The organism is Microbacterium sp. K2 (assembly GCF_051365005.1).
GTDB classification, from domain to species: Bacteria; Actinomycetota; Actinomycetes; order Actinomycetales; family Microbacteriaceae; genus Microbacterium; species Microbacterium foliorum_B.
In genome coordinates, this window is record NZ_JBLWII010000001.1 from 50,307 (window position 1) to 67,734 (window position 17,428).

Consider the following 17,428-nt stretch of genomic DNA (forward strand, 5'->3'; position numbering starts at 1 on the left):
GCGCACTAGGCTGGACATCATGCTCCAGCACGACATCGACGCGCTTGACGCGTGGCGCTCGCTCCCGATCAAGCAGCAGCCTCAGTGGCTCGACGCCGAGCGCGTCTCCGAGGTCTCCGCGCAGATCTCGACGCTTCCGCCCCTGGTGTTCGCCGGCGAGGTCGACAACCTCCGCGATCGCCTCGCGCGCGCAGCGTCGGGCAAGGCGTTCCTGCTTCAGGGCGGCGACTGCGCAGAGACCTTCGCCGGCGCCACCGCCGATCAGATCCGCAACCGCATCAAGACGGTTCTGCAGATGGCGGTCGTGCTGACGTATGGGGCGTCGATGCCGGTCGTCAAGATGGGGCGCATGGCGGGTCAGTTCGCCAAGCCGCGGTCCAGCGACACCGAGACCCGTGGCGACGTCACGCTTCCCGCGTACCGCGGCGACATCGTGAACGGCTACGACTTCACCGAGGCCTCCCGCCGAGCCGATCCGGGTCGCCTGCTGCAGGGGTACCACACCGCTGCGTCGACACTCAACCTGATCCGCGCGTTCACACAGGGTGGCTTCGCCGACCTGCGCGAGGTGCACTCGTGGAACAAGGGCTTCGCGCAGAACCCGGCCAACCAGCGCTACGAGCGCATGGCAGCCGAGATCGACCGGGCCATCAAGTTCATGGAGGCGGCAGGCGCCGACTTCGACGAACTCACGCGCGTCGAGTTCTTCACGGGCCACGAGGGCCTGCTCATGGACTACGAGCGCCCGATGACCCGTATCGACTCCCGCACGGACACGCCGTTCAACACCTCGGCGCACTTCCTGTGGATCGGTGAGCGCACGCGCGAGCTCGACGGCGCGCACGTCGACTACTTCTCGAAGATCCGCAACCCGATCGGCGTCAAGCTCGGCCCGACCACGACGCCCGAGACCGCTCTCGCGCTGATCGACAAGCTCGACCCGAACCGCGAGCCCGGGCGTCTGACGTTCATCACGCGCATGGGGGCTGGCAAGATCCGCGACGCCCTGCCGCCGCTGCTCGAGGCCGTGCGTGATTCGGGCGCGCAGCCGCTGTGGGTCACCGACCCGATGCACGGCAACGGGATCACGACGCCCACCGGGTACAAGACGCGACGCTTCGATGACGTCGTCGACGAGGTGCGCGGCTTCTTCGAGGCGCACCGCGCTGTGGGAACCTTCCCCGGCGGCATCCATGTCGAGCTCACCGGCGACGACGTCACCGAGTGCCTCGGAGGATCCGAGCACATCGACGAGGCCGCCCTGGCCACCCGCTACGAGAGCCTCTGCGACCCTCGCCTCAACCACATGCAGTCGCTCGAACTGGCCTTCCTCGTCGCGGAAGAGCTCGAGAAGCGCTGACCACCGCACCTCCGAGAAAGACGGCCCTTCCCGCGTGCGGGGAGGGCCGTCTTTCTGCGTGCCGCAGCCGTAGGCGCACGGAGAGTGGACCAGTCGGTCCTGGACGGCTTCGCCCTAGAACGCGCTGCTTCGAATCTGCAGCGTGATCTCCGTGCCCTTCGCGCGCTGAGAGCCTGCCCCAGGATCTGAGCCGGTGACCTCGGTGAAATCGTTGGGGAACGCATTCCAGATGCCGTTCCAGGTCGGTTCGAAACCTGCATCGCGGATCGTCTGGGCCGCCTCGTCTCGGCTGAGTCCCTCCACCTCCGGCACCGGGAACAGCTCGGGCCCCTTCGAGACGATCAGCTGGACAGTGTCGCCGGGGCGCCGGTTGCCCTCCTCGGCGCGGTCGGTGACTCCGATGACGATGTCCTTCGCGACGGAATCGCTGAAGACGAACTGCGAATCGGAGTTGACCTCGACGCCTTTGTCGCGGAGCGTGTTCGTCGCCTGGTCCACGCTCATCCCCGCGACATCGGGGAACGCGCCGGCCGAGACGTAGAGCTCTACGGTGTCGTCCTCGAAGAGCTCGCAGCCCTCGGCGCAGGCATACACCTCGCCGCCGGCGCGGGGCGTCACGAAGGCATTGATCACTCGCCCGGCTTCGGCATCGGAGAAGAGGAGCAGGGGAGTCTCGGTGACGTTGACCTTGATGTCCGCGAGGTAGTCGCGGGCCTCCTGCTCCGTCTTGCCGTTGAGGGTCTCCGCCGTGTGCGATGCGGGGCCCGAGGAGACGAAGACCGTGACCTCGGTGCCCTTGTCGAGTCGTTCGCCCTCATCGGGATCCGTCCGGATCGTCTCCCCGCTGGGGACGTCGATGGAGCTCTCCTCGCCGCGCACGGGGACGAACCCCTCGGCGGTCAACGCCGAGGCGGCATCGTCGTACGACAGTCCGACGACTCCGGGGACGGCGACGAGGGAGCCTGGGCCGGATCCGAACCACCACCCGACACCGCCCGCCACCGTGGCGAGGAGAAGCACCAGCGTCAGCAGGAACGCACCACGTGCGCGGCGTCGCGACGAACGACGCCGCAGGAGGGTGGCGTTGTCGACCGCGGCCTGCACCGGGGCGGTGGGGTCGGCGATGACCATCGTGCTCGGCATGACCTTGGTGAGGTCAGCGGAGTCGGCCTGAGAGCGTTGCGAGGCTGTGGCGGCCGCGACGGCGGGGGCGATGCCCAGACCGCGTTCGATCTCACGCAGGCGCTCCAGCATCTGGCCGGCGTCGTCGGGGCGCTCGTCGGGTGACTTCTCCGTGGCCCAGAGCACGAGCTCATCGAGCTGCTCCGGCACGCCTGGGTTGCGGACGCTCGGACGCGGCACCGACTCGGTGGCGTGCTGGAAGGCGATCTGCATGGGCTGCTCGCCTTTGTAGGGCTGTTCGCCGACGAGCATCTCGTAGAGCATGATGCCGAGCGCGTAGATGTCGCTCCTGGCATCGGCCGTTCCTCGTGTGACGAGCTCGGGTGCGAGGTACGCGATGGTGCCGAGCAGTTGCTGGCCTGTGGCCGTGTTCGCGGTCGTCGCTCGGGCGAGACCGAAGTCGCCGATCTTGATGCGACCGTCTTCGGCCAGCAGCACGTTCTCGGGTTTCACGTCACGGTGCACGATTCCGGCGCGGTGCGCTGCCGAGAGCCCGGCGAGCACGGCATCCATGATCGTGATCGTCTGCGGGACCGTGAGACGCTTCTGCTCGCGAAGCAGTTCGCGCAGCGTGATGCCGGGGAGATACTCCATCACCAGGTAGGCGAGCTCGCCGTCCTGGCCCTGATCGAACACGTTCACGACGTGCGGGTCGGCCAGCCGCGCCGCCGCGCGAGCCTCTTGGATGAACTTGCTCTGGAAGGCGGAATCGTCACTGAGGTGAGCGTGCATGACCTTCAGAGCGATGCGTCGCTCGAGTCGAAGATCCGTCGCGACGTACACCGTGGCCATGCCTCCGCGGGCGATCCGGGCCCGTACGCGGTACCGGCCGTCGACAAGCCGCCCGATGAGGGGGTCGGCCTGCTGATTGGTCGTCACGTCAAGATTCTATGGAGAACTGCCTGAAAGCCCGGGGAGCGGCTCGCCCCTTGCGCCTGCGGGTTTGCCCGAAAGGCGATCAACCGTGCTGGCTGAGCCACTGATGAGCCTGGGTCTCCCACTGGCCGTATCGCTCGGGGTATGCCGAGATCTGCACTGCCTGCGCGGCATCCGTGAATCGCAGGCTCTCCCAGCCGGGGATGTCGAGAAGTCCGCGCGAGGCTGCTCCGTTCGGGTCTGCGGAGCCGCCGTAGAACACCCGGGTGCTGCGGTCGGGGTCGACGGCCTGCTCGGGGGATCCCCAGCCCATGCTCGGGCGCTGCTGGAAGAGCCCGAGCGAGTCGCGGTCGCCCCACGACAGATTGCGCATGCTGGATTCGACCATCGCGGTGGCGAGGGCGATCGCGATGGCGCGGTCGGGTACGCCGAGATCGCGGCCGATGCGGATGATGATCGAGGCGTTGCCGGCCTGTTCGGCGTCGAGGTTCGCGAACAGCTGGGCCGGTGGAGCAGTGGTGACCGCAGCGGGCGCCGGAGCAGCGACCGGCGCTGCGGCGACGACCAGATTCTGACCGGGGTAGATGATCGCGCCCGAAGCCAGTCCGTTGAGCGCGTAGAGCTCTGCCACGGTCGTGCCGTACTTCTTCGCGATCGCGAACAGGGTGTCGCCTGCGGCCACGGCGTGGGTCTGGCCGCCGGCCGCCACCGGAGCGGGTGGGGTCGCAGGGGCCGCCGCCGCGGGTGGGGGAGCGGAAGATCCGGTGAGTGCGAGCTGCTGACCGGGGTAGATGACGGATGCCCGGCTGAGGCCGTTCGCGGCGAGCACGGCGTCGACGCTCGTGCCATGCCGCTGCGCGATGCTGAAGACGGTGTCGCCCGCGGCGACCGTGTGAGTGGCGGCCGAGCCCGTCGGGGCCGGTGCCGCGGGTGCCGTGGGGGCGGTGCCCGCTGTCAGCGAGAGGGCCTGACCCGGGTAGATCACCGAACGCCAGCTGAGCCCGTTCCAGGTGAGCACGTCTACCGTCCGGAGCGCGAAGCGGTTCGCGATCGATGAGATCGTGTCACCCGGCTGCACGGTGTAGGAGGCGGGAGGCGCTTCGGCGGGGGCGATGCGCGTCGGGGTCGACTGGAGCCGCTCGATCGGCGATGAGACGGCATCCGCGGCAGCGGGGGTGGCGGCGATCCCAGCGGACAGTGTGCCCAGCACGGCGGCGGGTACTCCGAGCTGGATATAGCGCGTTCGTCGCGCGACAGCATGCGTTGTCAAGGTGGTCTCCCTTGTTCGACGTCCGCCCACGCTGACACGTATGTAAACGGAAGTCAACAGAAGTGACTGATGATGCCGGTGATACGCGTGTGATCCCCCGGGCCGTGGCAGGGGCAGAAATGCGGTCGGCTCCCAGAGGTGAGATAGTTGCAACGTGTCTGTGTCGTCTGAAAGCAATCCCTCCGAAACCCCGCAGTCCGAGGTCGCGTCCGAGGACGCCGTGAGCGCCCCCGGCGTCACCGCCACCGAGTGGCTGACCATGCCCGATCTCGTCGACGTCCTCGATGAGACGCTGGGCCGCGTGCGTCGGCTGATCGACGAGCACTACCTCATCGGGTCGCGTCGTTCGGGCGTGTTCGCGGTTCCGTCGGTGTTCATCGTCGATGACCACCCGCTCTCCTCGCTGCGCGGCACCATCATCGTCCTGCAGGACGCGGGCTTCACCGACGACGAGGTCATCGACTGGCTTCTCGCCCCCGACGAAGAGCTGGGTCGCTCGCCGATCGACGCGCTTCTCGCCGGCCACAAGAGCGCTGTGCGCAGGGTCGCCCGAACCCTCGCCTGAACCGAGCGGTCGCTGCCGCGAACCGTCGGTCTCAGGCCGATCGCACGGTCGCCGCGCGCGCGAGATCACGCAGACCGCCGACGGCCGCGTTGTCGAGTCGCGCTCCGGAGAGCGCTCGGTCGGCTTCCCGTGCGTACTCGTCGATCATGCTCTCCACGCTCTCGAGAGCGCCGGAGGTCGTGATGGTCGCCTGCAGGAACGCGACCTGCTCGCTCGTGAGATCGGGATCGCCCAGCATCTCATCGAAAAGAGTGCGGGCGGACGTGTCGAGCGTCTGCCTCGTGAGGGCGACGAGCACCGTGCGCTTGCCCTCGCGCAGGTCGTCGCCTGCCGGCTTTCCCGTGACGGCGGCATCGCCGTAGACCCCGAGCAGGTCATCGCGTAGCTGGAACGCCATCCCGACCGGATGGCCGAACCTGCGGAGGGCCAGGAGCTGGTCGGCATCGGCATCTGCGATCGCCGCTCCGAGTACGAGTGGCTGCTCGATGCTGTACCGCGCAGACTTGAACGAGACCACCCGGAGGGCACGCTCGACGTGCGAGTCGGTGGCATGGACGCTCCATGCGGATTCCTCGGCGATGTCGAGGAACTGGCCCACGGTGACGTCGCGGCGCATGCGGCCGTACTCACGGCGTACCGCCGATGCATGCGGGAGCGGTTCGATCGCGTCCTCGAGCAGGTCGTCGCTCCAAGCCACCAGCAGGTCGCCGAGGAGGATCGCCGACGAGCGGCCGAACGCCGCCGGGTCGCCGCGCCAACCGGCTCCGACATGCGCGCTCTCCAGCGCGCGGTGAGCGGCCGGCCGGCCGCGTCGGGTGTCGGAGTTGTCGATCAGGTCGTCGTGCACCAGCGCAGCGGACTGGAAGATCTCCAGAGCGGCGCAGACATCCCAGAGGGCCGCGGACTCCTCTGCGTCGCGATCACGGAAGCGTGCGACGGCCTGCCAGCCCGCATGGCAGAAACGGGCGCGCAGTCGCTTGCCGCCCACGAGCGTGTCGGCTGCCGAATCGATCAGGCCCGCGGCGTCGGCGCCGTAGTCGATCGACTCGCCTCGCATCCGGTCGAGGAACAGCCGCAGGCGTGCGGCGACGGCGTCGGAGACGAAGGAGGGGGTCGGCACGACTCCCAGCATACGTAAAGCCAACAGAGGCCCTTACTGCTAGCCCGCAGCGGCATACCGCGAGTAGAATGGACGAACGAATACCCGAGGGGGACGAAATGCCACTCTCCGAACAGGAGCAGCGTCTGCTCGATGAGATGGAACGCCATCTCCTCCACAACGACGCCGATGTCGTCAGTGCGCCGTCAGGCGATCGAGCTCTCAGCTACCGCAACCTCGTCTACGGAGCACTTCTGCTCCTTGCCGGGGTCGGCGGACTGATCGTCGGAGTCGTGCTCGGAGACGTCTGGGGCGTCGTGGTCGGCGTCATCGGATTCGTCGCCATGCTCGGGGGCGTCATGATCGCCGTGACCCCCGTCCGCAAGCCCCTGTCTGCCGTTCCTCGTGAGCGCGCACCCAAGCAGCGGAGTTCAGCATCCTTCATGGATCGCATGAACGATCGATGGGACCGCCGCCAAGACGGCAACTGACCCCAACTGTTTTTCGAAGGCCCGGATGCTCTGAGCATCCGGGCCTTCGTCGTGTTCGGACCCTGAACCGCCGCACGGCTGCGCGCTGACGCCGGTCTGCTGACGCTCCACTGGCCCTCCACTGGTCCTCCACCTCCCTCCACTGGCGTCGAGCCGCTAGATCACGCGGTTTTTCGGCGCGCTCTGACACGCTCACCGGGCTCGATCGCGGATTGATCGTAGGTTTGTGGAGGAAAGTGGAGTAAAGTGGGGCGCACCTCGAGTTGGCCGGACGGAGAGGGGGTGATGGCTGATGTTGCTGGGAACGCATTCTCCGAAGTTGGACGACAAGGGACGGGTCATCCTTCCCGCGAAGTTCCGCGAAGACCTCGGTGGCGGCATCGTCGTCACCAGAGGGCAGGAACGCTGCCTCTACGTCTTCAGCACGGCCGAGTTCGAGACGATGCACGAACGGATCCGTCAGGCGCCGCTCGCGAACAAGCAGGCGCGTGACTTCATGCGACTGTTCCTCTCCGGTGCGAGTGCGGAGATGCCAGACAGCCAGAACCGCATCACCATCCCCGTGCACCTTCGTCAGTACGCGGGCCTGCAGAAGGAACTCATCGTCACCGGAGTCGGCGCCCATGCGGAGATCTGGGATGCCGAGAGCTGGAACAGCTACCTCGCAGCCGGCGAGGAGACCTACTCCGAACTCGAGCAGGAGGTGATTCCGGGACTCTTCTGACCACGGCTGTGATGCCCCGCCGCTCCTGCCCCGACACACTTCCCCGGTGCCGGGTCGTGAAGCGGAGGGGGATCAGGGCCCTGGTCACCGACATACAGAGGTCACCCGAGAAAGATCATGAACCTCCGCGACATCCACACCCCAGTTCTGCTCGACCGCTGCGTCGAGCTCCTCGCTCCCGCCCTGCAGGCCGACGGAGCGGTGCTCGTCGATGCCACTCTCGGCATGGGAGGTCACTCCGAGGCACTGCTCGAGCGGTTCCCGAACATCCGTCTCGTCGGACTCGATCGCGACACCGACGCCCTGCGCATCGCGGGGGAGCGGCTCGCTCGCTTCAAGGACCGGATCACACTCGTGCACACCGTCTACGACGAGATCGGGCTGCACGCCCAGGGCGCGGCAGGCATCCTCTTCGACCTCGGCGTCTCGTCTCTGCAGCTCGACGAGGCAGAGCGCGGCTTCGCGTACTCCAAAGACGCCCCGCTCGACATGCGGATGGATCAGACGAAGGGCGTCACGGCCGCCGAGGTCATCGCGACCTACAACGAGGGCAACCTGCGTCGCATCTTCGAGCGCTACGGCGAGGAGAAGCTCGCGGGTCGCTACGCGCGGTTCATCATCGCCGCGCGCGAGAAGAAGCCGATCACCCGATCCGGTGAGCTCGTGGAGATCCTCCAAGCGGCCACGCCTGCAGCCGCTCAGCGTTCCGGTCACCCGGCCAAGCGCGTCTTCCAGGCCCTGCGCATCGAGGTGAACGCCGAACTCAACGTGCTGGCGGACGCGATCCCGTCTGCGATGGACGCGCTCGCGGTCGGCGGGCGCATCGTGGTCATGTCCTACCAGTCTCTCGAGGATCGACTCGTGAAGCAGGCCTTCGCCGCCGGCGCCGCCTCCACCGCGCCTCGGGGCCTGCCCGTCGAACTGCCGGAACACGCACCTCGATTCCGCATCATCACCAAGGGAGCCGAGCTCGCCGACGACGACGAGCGGGCTCGCAACCCCCGAGCCATTCCGGTCAGACTGCGTGCCGCAGAGAAAGTGCGGGAGAGCTCATGAGCCTGAACGTCGCAGCTCCGAAGTCCAGAGCACTGCCTGACGCGCCTGAGCGCGCTCCTCGGCGACGTCTCGAGCCGGTGACCGGCACCCCGGTCCGCCGCAAGCCGAAGCTCGCCTACGCGATCGCGGCACTCGCCGGGGCGATGATCATCGGAGCCGTGCAGATCGGACTCTCACTGGCGATCACGCAGGACTCGTTCGTGCTGGCCGGTCTTTCTGCACAGCAGCACGAGCTCGACCTGCACGCCAACGCCCTGCAGGAGGATCTCACGGGAACGAGCTCGCCGCAGTCCCTCGCTGCCAGCGCCGCCTCCCTCGGCATGGTCGTGGCAGGGGCTCCGTCCTATCTGCGGCTGAGCGACGGCGCCGTCTTCGGTCAGGGAACCGGTGCGACCGGTTCGTCGACGATCGATCCCAACGGCGCGGGCGCGGTGAGCAACTCCCTGCTGAACGATGTGCCGGTGAACCCCTCGACGGCAGACGACGCCGTGCCCGAAGGGACCGCAGGCCAGTCCGTGCAGGAGCTCCCGCCCGCGATCACCGACGGGCTCCCGAGCCCCAGCACCCGCTAGCCGAATCCGCCCACCACCGAGACCTGACGGAGAGAGTCCATGACGACACGAGCAACCCGGACGCCCCGGCGACGCACGGTCGTCGCGCTCGCTGTGATCCTGGCGGTCCTGGCGGCATTCGTCGTGCGTCTCGTCGACATCCAGGTGGTGAAGGCGGATGAGCACGTGGCCCAGTCGCTCGAGTTCATCGCGCACCGCACCTCCATTCCGGGCGAACGCGGTTCAGTGGTCGACAGCGAGGGATCGGTGCTCGCCGAGAGCGTCTTGGTCTACGACGCGCAGCTCAGCCCCCAGGTCATCCGGCTGCTGGAGGAGGACGACAAGAATCCGCCGAAGCTGCCGTGGGCCGAGGCATCGACCCGCATCGCCGAGATCATGGGCATCGATGCGGACGAGCTGCGGGCCGAGGTCGCAGCGAAGCTCGCGGAGAACCCTGATTCGCAGTACCTTCCGCTGGTCAAGGGTCTCAGCACCGAGAAGTACATCGCACTCCGCGAACTCAAGGTGTCGTCGTACCTCGAGATGAAGCCGCGCGAGGTTCGGGTCTACCCGAACGGAGCTGTGGCGGGAAACCTGCTGGGCTACCTCGACGGAACGGGCGCCGCGCAGACCGGGGTCGAGAAGATGGACGAGAAGTGCCTCGCTCCGACCGACGGCGAAGAGTCGTATCGCACGGGCAAGAACAACGTCGTCATCCCCGGCAGTGAGAGCAGGGTGGATGCCGTCGACGGCGGCACCGTGCAGCTGACGGTCAACAGTGATCTGCAGTGGTACATGCAGCAGATGATCGCCGAAGAGGCGCAGGCCCAGGGCGCCAAGGGCGGCACCGTCACCGTGGTCGAGGTCGGCACCGGAAAGATCCGTGCAGCCGCCGAATGGCCGACCATGGACCCCAACGATCTCGACGCATCGTCGCCGGAGACCTGGACCAGCAAGCTCTTCACCTACCCGTTCGAGCCGGGGTCGACCTTCAAAGCGGTGACCGCTGCGGCCGTCATGGAGAACGCCGGCGTGACCATGACGAGTCCGACCGTGTCGGCGTCCTCGCATGAGAAGTTCGACAACGGTGCCGTGATCAACGACGCGTTCGTCCACCCCACGTTCCAGTACACCCTCGCCGGCGCGCTGATCGACTCCTCGAACGTCGCACTGTCGAAGTTCGGCACCATGGTGAGCCCCGATATCCGGCACGACTACCTCGAGCGCTTCGGCGTGGGCGACACGACGATCGGGTTCCCCAACGAGACGTCCGGGGAGATCCACCCCACGAGCGACTGGGACAACCAGTCGCTGTACACGACCACGTTCGGTCAGTACTTCACGGTCACCGCTCCCCAGCTCGCCGGCGCGTATCAGGCGATCGCGAACGGCGGCGAGAAGATCGGTCTCTCGCTGGTCGAGTCGTGCACGGCGCCCGACGGCACGGTGGTCACACCCGAGGCGCCCGAGTCAGAGCAGATCGTCAAGCCCGAGACCGCAGCCGACCTGACGCGCATGCTCGAGAACGTCGCCGTCCAGGGAGGCAACGCCGACCGCATCCAGGTGCCCGGCTACCGTGTGACGAGCAAGACGGGTACTGCGCAGATCCCTGACGGCAAGGGCGGATACAAGTCGGGCGTGTACTACACCAGCATGGTGGGCTTCGCGCCGGTCGACGATCCGCAGTACGTCGTGGTGGTGACTCTCGATGAGCCGACTAGAGTTACATCGTCTGCTGCTACCGCTTCTGCCTTCCAGAAGGCGATGACCCAGACCATGAAGACCTACCGCGTGATGCCGTCCTCCAGCCCGATGGACGCACTGCTTCCCAAGTTCGAGTAGACGGCGCCCTGCCGCGCCTGGAGACGTCATGATCGCCCTGTCGCTTGCTGAGATCGCCGCCGTCGTCGGGGGTGATCTCCGCCTCGCCGGTTCTTCGACCGCCGACACCGTCATCGACGGTGTGGTCGACACCGACTCGCGCAACATGGCGCCCGGATCCGTCTTCGTCGCCAAGCCAGGAGCCGAGACCGACGGACATCGGTTCGTCGGGTCGGCGCTGGCCGCCGGTGCCGCTCTCGCGATCGTCGAGCACGAGGTCGATGAGGAGATCGCGCAGATCGTCGTGCCCGACGTCGTCGTCGCTCTCGCCGACCTCGCGCGCGAGGTGGTCGCGCGCGTGCGCGCGGCGGGAGATCTGAAGATCGTCGGGATCACCGGATCGAACGGCAAGACGACGACGAAGAACTTCCTCGCCCGCATCCTCGCCGACGAGGGCGAGACCGTCGCGCCGATCAACTCGTACAACAACGAGGTGGGCGCACCGGTCACCATGCTGCGCGTCACGTACGGCACGCGCTTCCTCGTCAGTGAGTTCGGCGCAGATGCGCCGGGGAGCATCGCCCGTCTCGCCGGACTCGTGGAGCCGGACGTCGCGGTGGTGCTGATGGTCGGAATGGCGCATGCCGGCGGATTCGGCGGCATCGAGGCGACAGCGAAGGCCAAGTCCGAGCTCGTGGCCGCTGCACGCCCCTCAGGCACAGCTGTGCTCAACATCGACGACTCCCGTGTGGCCGCGATGGGCGAGCTCGCCGAGTCGCGGGGCATGCAGGTCGTCAGCTTCGGCCAGAGTGCCAACGCAGACGTGCAGGCCCACGACCTCGAGGTCACCGCATCCGGCACCTCATGCATCATCGAAGCGGCGGGGGAGAGCCTGCCCCTGCGCCTGCAGGTGCTCGGCGCGCACCACATCGGCAATGCGCTGGCGGCCATCACCGCCGCGGGGGTGCTCGGCGTGTCAGCGGCCGACGCCATCGCGCGTCTCGAGACGGTCGAGATCGCGGAGCGCTGGCGCATGCAGCCGATGGGCAGCGACCGAGTGCGCATCATCAACGACGCCTACAACGCCAGCCCCGACTCCATGGCGGCGGCGCTGCGCACTCTCGCCCAGATCACCGGCCCGGATGAGCGGACGGTCGCGGTGCTCGGCGCCATGAGCGAGCTCGGTGAGACCGCAGGCGAGGAGCATGACCGGATCGGACTGCTGGCCGTGCGGCTGAACATCCAGCGGATCGTCGTCGTGGGCCCCGAGGCCCGCCGGCTCTACATCTCGGCGATCGGCGAAGGCTCCTGGGACAGCGAAGCCATCTTCTTCCCCGACCAGGACGCGGCGTTCGACTACCTCCGCTCCGAACTCCGCGACGGCGACCGCGTGCTCGTGAAGTCCTCCAATTCCGTGGGCCTCCGGCACCTCGGCGATCGTCTGGGAGAATTGTTCTCGTGAGATCTCTCATCATGGCGGCTGCCATCTCGCTCGCCTTCACTCTCTTCCTGACTCCCGTCTTCCTCCGGCTCTTCCGCAAGTGGGGCTGGGGCCAGGTCATCCGCACGCCCGAGGCGATCGAAAACCCTAACCACGAGGCGAAGCGCGGAACACCCACCATGGGTGGCGTGATCTTCATCGTCGGCACCATGGTCGGCTACTTCACCGGCACGTACGTCGGTGGCGGCACCCCTGCGCTGTCCGCGCTTCTCGTCATCTGGCTGATGGTGGGCTTCGGAGCCGTCGGCTTCATCGACGACTACATGAAGGTGCGCAGCCAGCGCAGCCTCGGGCTCTCGGGCTGGCGCAAGATCATCGGCCAGCTCGTCGTGATCATCCCGTTCGGCATCGTCGCCCTGAACTTCCCGAACGCGTTCGATCAGACCCCGGCATCCGGGTCGATCTCGCTGTTCCGCGACATCCCCTGGCTGAACCTGTTCGCCTTCACGGCGATCCTCGGCTGGGCGCTGTATCTGCTCTGGATCTCGGTCATCGGCGTCGCGACGTCGAACAGCGTCAACCTCACAGACGGTCTCGACGGTCTCGCTGCAGGCGCGGGAGTCATCGTCGTCGGTGCCTACAGTCTCATCGCGTTCTGGCAGTTCAAGCAGTCGTGCGTCGGAGAGGGCGTCGAGACGGCGGCTTTGGGCGGATGCTACGAAGTGCGCGATCCGTTCAGTCTGGCGATCATCGCCGCGTCGTTCGCCGCGAGCCTGATCGGCTTCCTCTGGTGGAACGCGCCGAAGGCGAAGGTCTTCATGGGCGACGTCGGCTCCATGGCGATCGGAGGCGTCATCACCGCCATGGCGATCCTCACCCGCACAGAGCTGCTGCTTCTCGTGATCGCAGGAGTGTTCGTCCTCGCCTCCGGGTCGGTGATCCTCCAGCGCGCATACTTCAAGATCACCCGCGGCAAGCGGCTGTTCCTGATGAGCCCCTTCCACCACCATCTCGAGATGCGTGGATGGTCCGAGGTGACGATCGTGGTCCGCATGTGGATCATCGCGGGTCTCCTCGCGATCTCGGCGGTGGGCCTGTTCTACGTGGAGTGGCTGACACGTGTCGACTGAGGCGAGGCTTGCGACCCTCACGAGCTGGAGCTCCGACTGGTCGGGTCTGCGTGTGGCGGTTCTCGGACTCTCCATGACCGGATTCTCGGTGGCCGACACGCTGACCGAACTCGGTGCGGATGTGCTGGTCCTGTCCGAATCCGCGGAAGAGGAGTATGCCAAGCTCCTTCCTGTGATCGGCGCCCGGCTCGAGCTCGGGCCTCTCGATCAGGTTCCCGAGACACTGAGGGAATTCGCGCCCGAGGTCGTCATCGCGTCTCCGGGGTTCTCTCCCTCGCACCCCGTGATCCGCTGGACGCAGGAGGTCGGCATCGCGCTCTGGGGTGACATCGAGCTCGCCTGGCGAGTGCGTGACAAGGTGACTCGCCCTGATGGCACTCCTGCCGACTGGGTGCTCATCACCGGCACCAACGGCAAGACCACCACGACGCAGCTCACCGCCTCCCTTCTGGTCGAAGGCGGACTGCGTGCGGCGCCCTGCGGCAACATCGGAGTGCCGGTGCTCGACGCGGTGCGCGATCCGGCGGGCTTCGATGCGCTCGTCGTCGAGCTGTCGAGCCATCAGCTCTGGTATCTCGGGCTCTCGCGAGCCGAGGGCGAGCTGTATCCGCATGCCTCGGTGTGCCTGAACCTCGCCGACGACCACCTGGTGTGGCACGGGAGTGCGCGGGCGTACCGCGATGCGAAGGCTCTCGTCTACCGCAACACCCGCGTCGCCTGTGTCTACAACAAGGCCGACGAGGCGACCCGGATCATGGTCGAGGAGGCCGAGGTCGTCGAGGGGGCACGCGCGATCGGCTTCGATCTCGGCATCCCCGGTCCGAGTGACCTCGGTGTCGTGGAGGGCCTGATCGTCGATCGCGCTTTCCTGGACGATCGGTCCAGCAGCGCCCTCGAGCTCACGACCGTCGCGGACCTTCAGGAGGCCGGCCTCGCCGCACCCCACATCGTGCAGAACATCCTCGCCGCGAGTGCGCTCGCCCGCTCGCTGGGCGTCGCGCCCGAGGCCATCCACTCGGCGCTGCAGTCCTTCCGGCTCGACGAGCATCGCATCCAGATCATCGCCCGGCACGGCGGCATCACGTGGGTGGACGACTCCAAGGCGACCAACCCTCATGCGGCCGCTTCGTCGCTCCGCGCGTACCCCGGTGCGGTCTGGGTCGTCGGCGGCGACCTCAAGGGCGTCGACATCGGCGCTCTGGTCGCGACGGCCGGCACGACCGCCCGTGCGGCCGTGGTCATCGGAGTGGAGCGCGCGGCCGTCGTCGCGGCATTCGAGCGACACGCGCCGCAGGTGCCGGTGTTCGAGGTGGATGCTGGCGAGACTGGTCAGGTCATGAATCGCGTGGTGGAGATCGCCGCGGGGATCGTCGAAGACGAGGGCACAGTTCTGCTGGCCCCCGCAGCGGCCTCCTTCGATCAGTTCTCCAGCTATGCGGATCGAGGACACCGCTTCGCCGAAGCGGTGCACGACTGGATAGACCGGGGGAGCGCCGATGACGCAGGTCGAACGCCCCCACCGCTCTGACACCGGCAGCACCGGCTCAGGGGGCCTCGCCGCCAGAGTGTCGCTCGGGCGTCGGTTCACCCCTGTCTCGACCGAATTCCTGATGATCGCATCGGCCGCGCTGATGCTGACCATCTTCGGTCTCGTGATGGTGCTCTCGGCGACGAGCGCGACCGCCGTGTCCAACGGTGAGAACCCGATGGACGGCGCGCTGCGCCAGGGGATCTTCGCCGTGCTCGGCGTGCCGCTGATGTTCCTGATCTCACGACTTCCGATCGCGTTCCTCAAGCGCATGGCCTGGCCCGCGCTGTTCGGCGCCATCGCGCTGCAGCTTCTCGTCTTCACGCCGCTCGGCATCGAGGACGGCGGAAACCGCAACTGGATCATGATCGCGGGGTTCACCCTGCAGCCGTCCGAGTTCCTCAAGCTCGCACTCGCACTGTGGATCGGCTTCGTTCTGATGCGCAAGCAGACCATGCTCGGCACCTGGCACCAGGTCTTCATCCCGGTCGTGCCCGTCGGCGCGCTGGCGATCGCAACGGTCATCGCGGGCAAAGACCTCGGCACCGCGATGGTGCTCGTCATCATCCTGCTCGGCTGTCTCTTCTTCTCGGGCGTGAAGCTCCGGCTGTTCATCCTCCCGGTGCTGCTCGGGGTGGTCGCCGTCATCGCCCTGGCCATCACGAGCCCTGACCGCATGCGGCGCATCACCGCCACATGCTCGGACATGTCTGCCTACACGGGTGACTGCTATCAGTCGATCCATGGTGTGTGGGGCATGGCCTCCGGCGGCGTCTTCGGAGTGGGGCTCGGCAACTCGCAGGAGAAGTACGGGTGGCTGCCCGCCGCGGGCAACGACTTCATCTTCGCCATCGTCGGCGAAGAGCTGGGACTGATCGGCTGCATCGTCGTGCTGGCGCTGTTCACCCTCTTCACCGTCGGTGCCTTCCACATCATCCGCAAGACCGCAGACCCGTTCATCCGCGTCGCAGCCGGTGGAATCACCGTGTGGATCACCGGGCAGGCCGTCTTCAACATCGGCGTCGTGATCGGGCTGTTCCCCGTCATGGGTGTGCCGCTGCCTTTCATGTCGCAGGGTGGCACGGCGCTCCTGGCCGTTCTCATCGCCTGCGGAGTGCTGCTCTCGTTCGCGCGCACCATCCCCGTCGCCGAGGGCCGTTCGCCTGGACGGGCCGCTTCAGCAGGGCGGGGTAAGGTCACACGGTGACCACGTACCTTCTCGCCGGCGGTGGAACCGCCGGTCACGTCAACCCCCTGCTCGCCGTCGCTGACGCACTGCGCGCCCGCGACGCGGACGCGACCGTTCTGGTGCTGGGAACGGCCGAGGGACTCGAATCCCGTCTCGTCCCGGCCAGGGGCTATGAGCTGCTCATCGTCGACAAGGTCCCGTTCCCGCGGCGGCCCGACAAGCAGGCAGCCATGTTCCCGGCCAGGTTCCGTCGGGCGGTCGCTCAGGTGCGCGATCACATCCGCGCTCATGGCGTCGACGTCGTCGTCGGATTCGGAGGCTACGCCTCTGCACCGGCCTACGTCGCCGCGGGCCGCGAGAGGGTGCCCTTCGTGGTGCACGAGGCCAACGCGAAGCCCGGCCTCGCCAATGTGCTGGGTGCTCGTCGGGCAGCTGCCACGGGAGTCGCCTTCGCAGGGACGCCCCTGCGAGGTGGCGAGGTCGTGGGCATGCCGCTGCGTCGCGAGGTCATCGAGCTCGACCGCGCAGCCCTGCGCGAAGAAGCCGCCGCGAGCTTCGGGCTCGACCCCGCGCGCCCCGTACTTCTCGTCTTCGGCGGCTCGCTCGGCGCTCAGCGGCTGAACGAGGCCCTCGCAGACTCGTGGGGCGATGTCCTGGCCGCCGGGTGGCAGCTGCTGCACGTCACGGGTGAGCGCAGCGATCTCGCAGACCCCGAGGTGCCCGGTTACGCGATGCGCCGCTATGTCGACCGGATGGATCTCGCATTCGCCCTGGCCGACCTCATCGTCTCGAGATCCGGCGCCGCCACCGTGAGCGAGATCAGCGCGCTCGGAATCCCCGCGCTGTACGTGCCGTATTCGGTGGGCAACGGCGAGCAGCGGCTGAACGCGGCCTCGGCCGTGGCCGCCGGCGCTGCGCGTCTCCTCGACGACGCGACCTTCGACGGCGATGCGGTGCGCCGACTGGTGATCCCGGTCATGAAGGATCCGCAGCAGCTCGCAGCCATGCAGGCGGCCGCAGGACAGGTCGGCACCCGCAGCGGCACGGAGAACCTCATCGCCCTGGTGGATCGCGCGCTCAGGGCCTCCTGACATCGCCCTGGACACGCCTCCGCGAGCCCGCAACGTCATCACCGAAAAGTAGAC

The 17,428-nt window shown here is 67.5% G+C and carries 15 protein-coding genes; 12 read left to right on the forward strand and 3 right to left on the reverse strand.

What is annotated here, in order from left to right:
* Positions 1-19: 19 nt before the first annotated feature.
* A complete protein-coding gene (locus ACLKOY_RS00260; protein WP_140037452.1) occupies positions 20-1,360 on the forward strand; it encodes a class II 3-deoxy-7-phosphoheptulonate synthase in 1,341 nt (446 codons plus the stop codon).
* Positions 1,361-1,474: 114 nt separating this feature from the next.
* Here the strand turns inward: ACLKOY_RS00260 and pknB are convergent, their stop codons facing one another.
* A complete protein-coding gene (gene pknB, locus ACLKOY_RS00265) occupies positions 1,475-3,421 on the reverse strand; it encodes a Stk1 family PASTA domain-containing Ser/Thr kinase (protein WP_140037451.1) in 1,947 nt (648 codons plus the stop codon).
* Between the two features lie 79 nt (positions 3,422-3,500).
* Complete coding sequence (locus ACLKOY_RS00270) at positions 3,501-4,688, reverse strand: LysM peptidoglycan-binding domain-containing protein (RefSeq protein ID WP_436451959.1); 1,188 nt, start codon at positions 4,686-4,688, stop codon at positions 3,501-3,503.
* A gap of 154 nt (positions 4,689-4,842) precedes the next feature.
* Between ACLKOY_RS00270 and ACLKOY_RS00275 the strand changes: the two genes are divergently transcribed.
* The gene (locus ACLKOY_RS00275) at positions 4,843-5,253 is read left to right on the forward strand and encodes an Rv2175c family DNA-binding protein (RefSeq protein WP_436451960.1); all 411 of its coding nucleotides are present in this window, start codon (positions 4,843-4,845) and stop codon (positions 5,251-5,253) included.
* Positions 5,254-5,284: 31 nt separating this feature from the next.
* Here the strand turns inward: ACLKOY_RS00275 and ACLKOY_RS00280 are convergent, their stop codons facing one another.
* Positions 5,285-6,310, reverse strand: a complete 1,026-nt coding sequence (locus ACLKOY_RS00280; RefSeq protein WP_436454071.1) for a polyprenyl synthetase family protein — start codon at positions 6,308-6,310, stop codon at positions 5,285-5,287.
* Between the two features lie 161 nt (positions 6,311-6,471).
* Here ACLKOY_RS00280 and ACLKOY_RS00285 point away from each other — a divergent pair, with 161 nt between their 5' ends.
* From ACLKOY_RS00285 to ACLKOY_RS00330, 10 genes are all read left to right on the forward strand, one after another.
* A complete protein-coding gene (locus tag ACLKOY_RS00285; RefSeq protein ID WP_140037449.1) occupies positions 6,472-6,843 on the forward strand; it encodes a DUF3040 domain-containing protein in 372 nt (123 codons plus the stop codon).
* Between the two features lie 292 nt (positions 6,844-7,135).
* Positions 7,136-7,567 (forward strand): division/cell wall cluster transcriptional repressor MraZ, encoded by a 432-nt coding sequence (mraZ, locus tag ACLKOY_RS00290; RefSeq protein ID WP_140037448.1) that lies wholly within the window; start codon positions 7,136-7,138, stop codon positions 7,565-7,567.
* A 117-nt stretch (positions 7,568-7,684) separates the two neighbouring features.
* Positions 7,685-8,623 carry a 16S rRNA (cytosine(1402)-N(4))-methyltransferase RsmH gene (gene rsmH, locus ACLKOY_RS00295; protein ID WP_436451961.1) on the forward strand — a complete coding sequence of 313 codons (939 nt, stop codon included), beginning with the start codon at positions 7,685-7,687 and terminating at the stop codon, positions 8,621-8,623.
* A complete protein-coding gene (locus ACLKOY_RS00300) occupies positions 8,620-9,195 on the forward strand; it encodes a hypothetical protein (protein WP_436451962.1) in 576 nt (191 codons plus the stop codon). The genes rsmH and ACLKOY_RS00300 overlap by 4 nt, the downstream gene beginning before the upstream one ends.
* Positions 9,196-9,234: 39 nt before the next feature.
* The gene (locus tag ACLKOY_RS00305) at positions 9,235-11,016 is read left to right on the forward strand and encodes a penicillin-binding protein 2 (RefSeq protein WP_363569805.1); all 1,782 of its coding nucleotides are present in this window, start codon (positions 9,235-9,237) and stop codon (positions 11,014-11,016) included.
* A gap of 28 nt (positions 11,017-11,044) precedes the next feature.
* Positions 11,045-12,457 carry a UDP-N-acetylmuramoyl-tripeptide--D-alanyl-D-alanine ligase gene (locus ACLKOY_RS00310; protein ID WP_436451963.1) on the forward strand — a complete coding sequence of 471 codons (1,413 nt, stop codon included), beginning with the start codon at positions 11,045-11,047 and terminating at the stop codon, positions 12,455-12,457.
* Positions 12,454-13,566, forward strand: coding sequence for a phospho-N-acetylmuramoyl-pentapeptide-transferase (gene mraY / locus ACLKOY_RS00315; protein WP_056377159.1), 1,113 nt, complete (start codon positions 12,454-12,456; stop codon positions 13,564-13,566). The genes ACLKOY_RS00310 and mraY overlap by 4 nt, the downstream gene beginning before the upstream one ends.
* Positions 13,556-15,094: a UDP-N-acetylmuramoyl-L-alanine--D-glutamate ligase gene (gene murD / locus ACLKOY_RS00320; RefSeq protein ID WP_436451964.1), complete on the forward strand. Its 1,539-nt coding sequence runs from the start codon at positions 13,556-13,558 to the stop codon at positions 15,092-15,094. Before mraY ends, murD begins: the two co-directional genes overlap by 11 nt.
* Positions 15,063-16,301 carry a putative lipid II flippase FtsW gene (ftsW, locus tag ACLKOY_RS00325; protein ID WP_436451965.1) on the forward strand — a complete coding sequence of 413 codons (1,239 nt, stop codon included), beginning with the start codon at positions 15,063-15,065 and terminating at the stop codon, positions 16,299-16,301. Before murD ends, ftsW begins: the two co-directional genes overlap by 32 nt.
* Positions 16,298-17,374 (forward strand): UDP-N-acetylglucosamine--N-acetylmuramyl-(pentapeptide) pyrophosphoryl-undecaprenol N-acetylglucosamine transferase, encoded by a 1,077-nt coding sequence (locus ACLKOY_RS00330; protein WP_436451966.1) that lies wholly within the window; start codon positions 16,298-16,300, stop codon positions 17,372-17,374. Before ftsW ends, ACLKOY_RS00330 begins: the two co-directional genes overlap by 4 nt.
* The last annotated feature ends 54 nt before the right edge of the window (positions 17,375-17,428 follow it).

What these genes read in the sequence shown, in the direction of transcription:
- ACLKOY_RS00260 (WP_140037452.1), top strand. Translation starts at nt 20, where the DNA reads ATGCTCCAGCACGACATCGACGCGCTTGACGCGTGGCGCTCGCTCCCG.
- ACLKOY_RS00280 (WP_436454071.1), bottom strand. Translation starts at nt 6,310, where the DNA reads ATGCGAGGCGAGTCGATCGACTACGGCGCCGACGCCGCGGGCCTGATC.
- ACLKOY_RS00285 (WP_140037449.1), top strand. Translation starts at nt 6,472, where the DNA reads ATGCCACTCTCCGAACAGGAGCAGCGTCTGCTCGATGAGATGGAACGC.
- mraZ (WP_140037448.1), top strand. Translation starts at nt 7,136, where the DNA reads ATGTTGCTGGGAACGCATTCTCCGAAGTTGGACGACAAGGGACGGGTC.
- rsmH (WP_436451961.1), top strand. Translation starts at nt 7,685, where the DNA reads ATGAACCTCCGCGACATCCACACCCCAGTTCTGCTCGACCGCTGCGTC.
- ACLKOY_RS00300 (WP_436451962.1), top strand. Translation starts at nt 8,620, where the DNA reads ATGAGCCTGAACGTCGCAGCTCCGAAGTCCAGAGCACTGCCTGACGCG.
- ACLKOY_RS00305 (WP_363569805.1), top strand. Translation starts at nt 9,235, where the DNA reads ATGACGACACGAGCAACCCGGACGCCCCGGCGACGCACGGTCGTCGCG.
- ACLKOY_RS00310 (WP_436451963.1), top strand. Translation starts at nt 11,045, where the DNA reads ATGATCGCCCTGTCGCTTGCTGAGATCGCCGCCGTCGTCGGGGGTGAT.
- ftsW (WP_436451965.1), top strand. Translation starts at nt 15,063, where the DNA reads ATGACGCAGGTCGAACGCCCCCACCGCTCTGACACCGGCAGCACCGGC.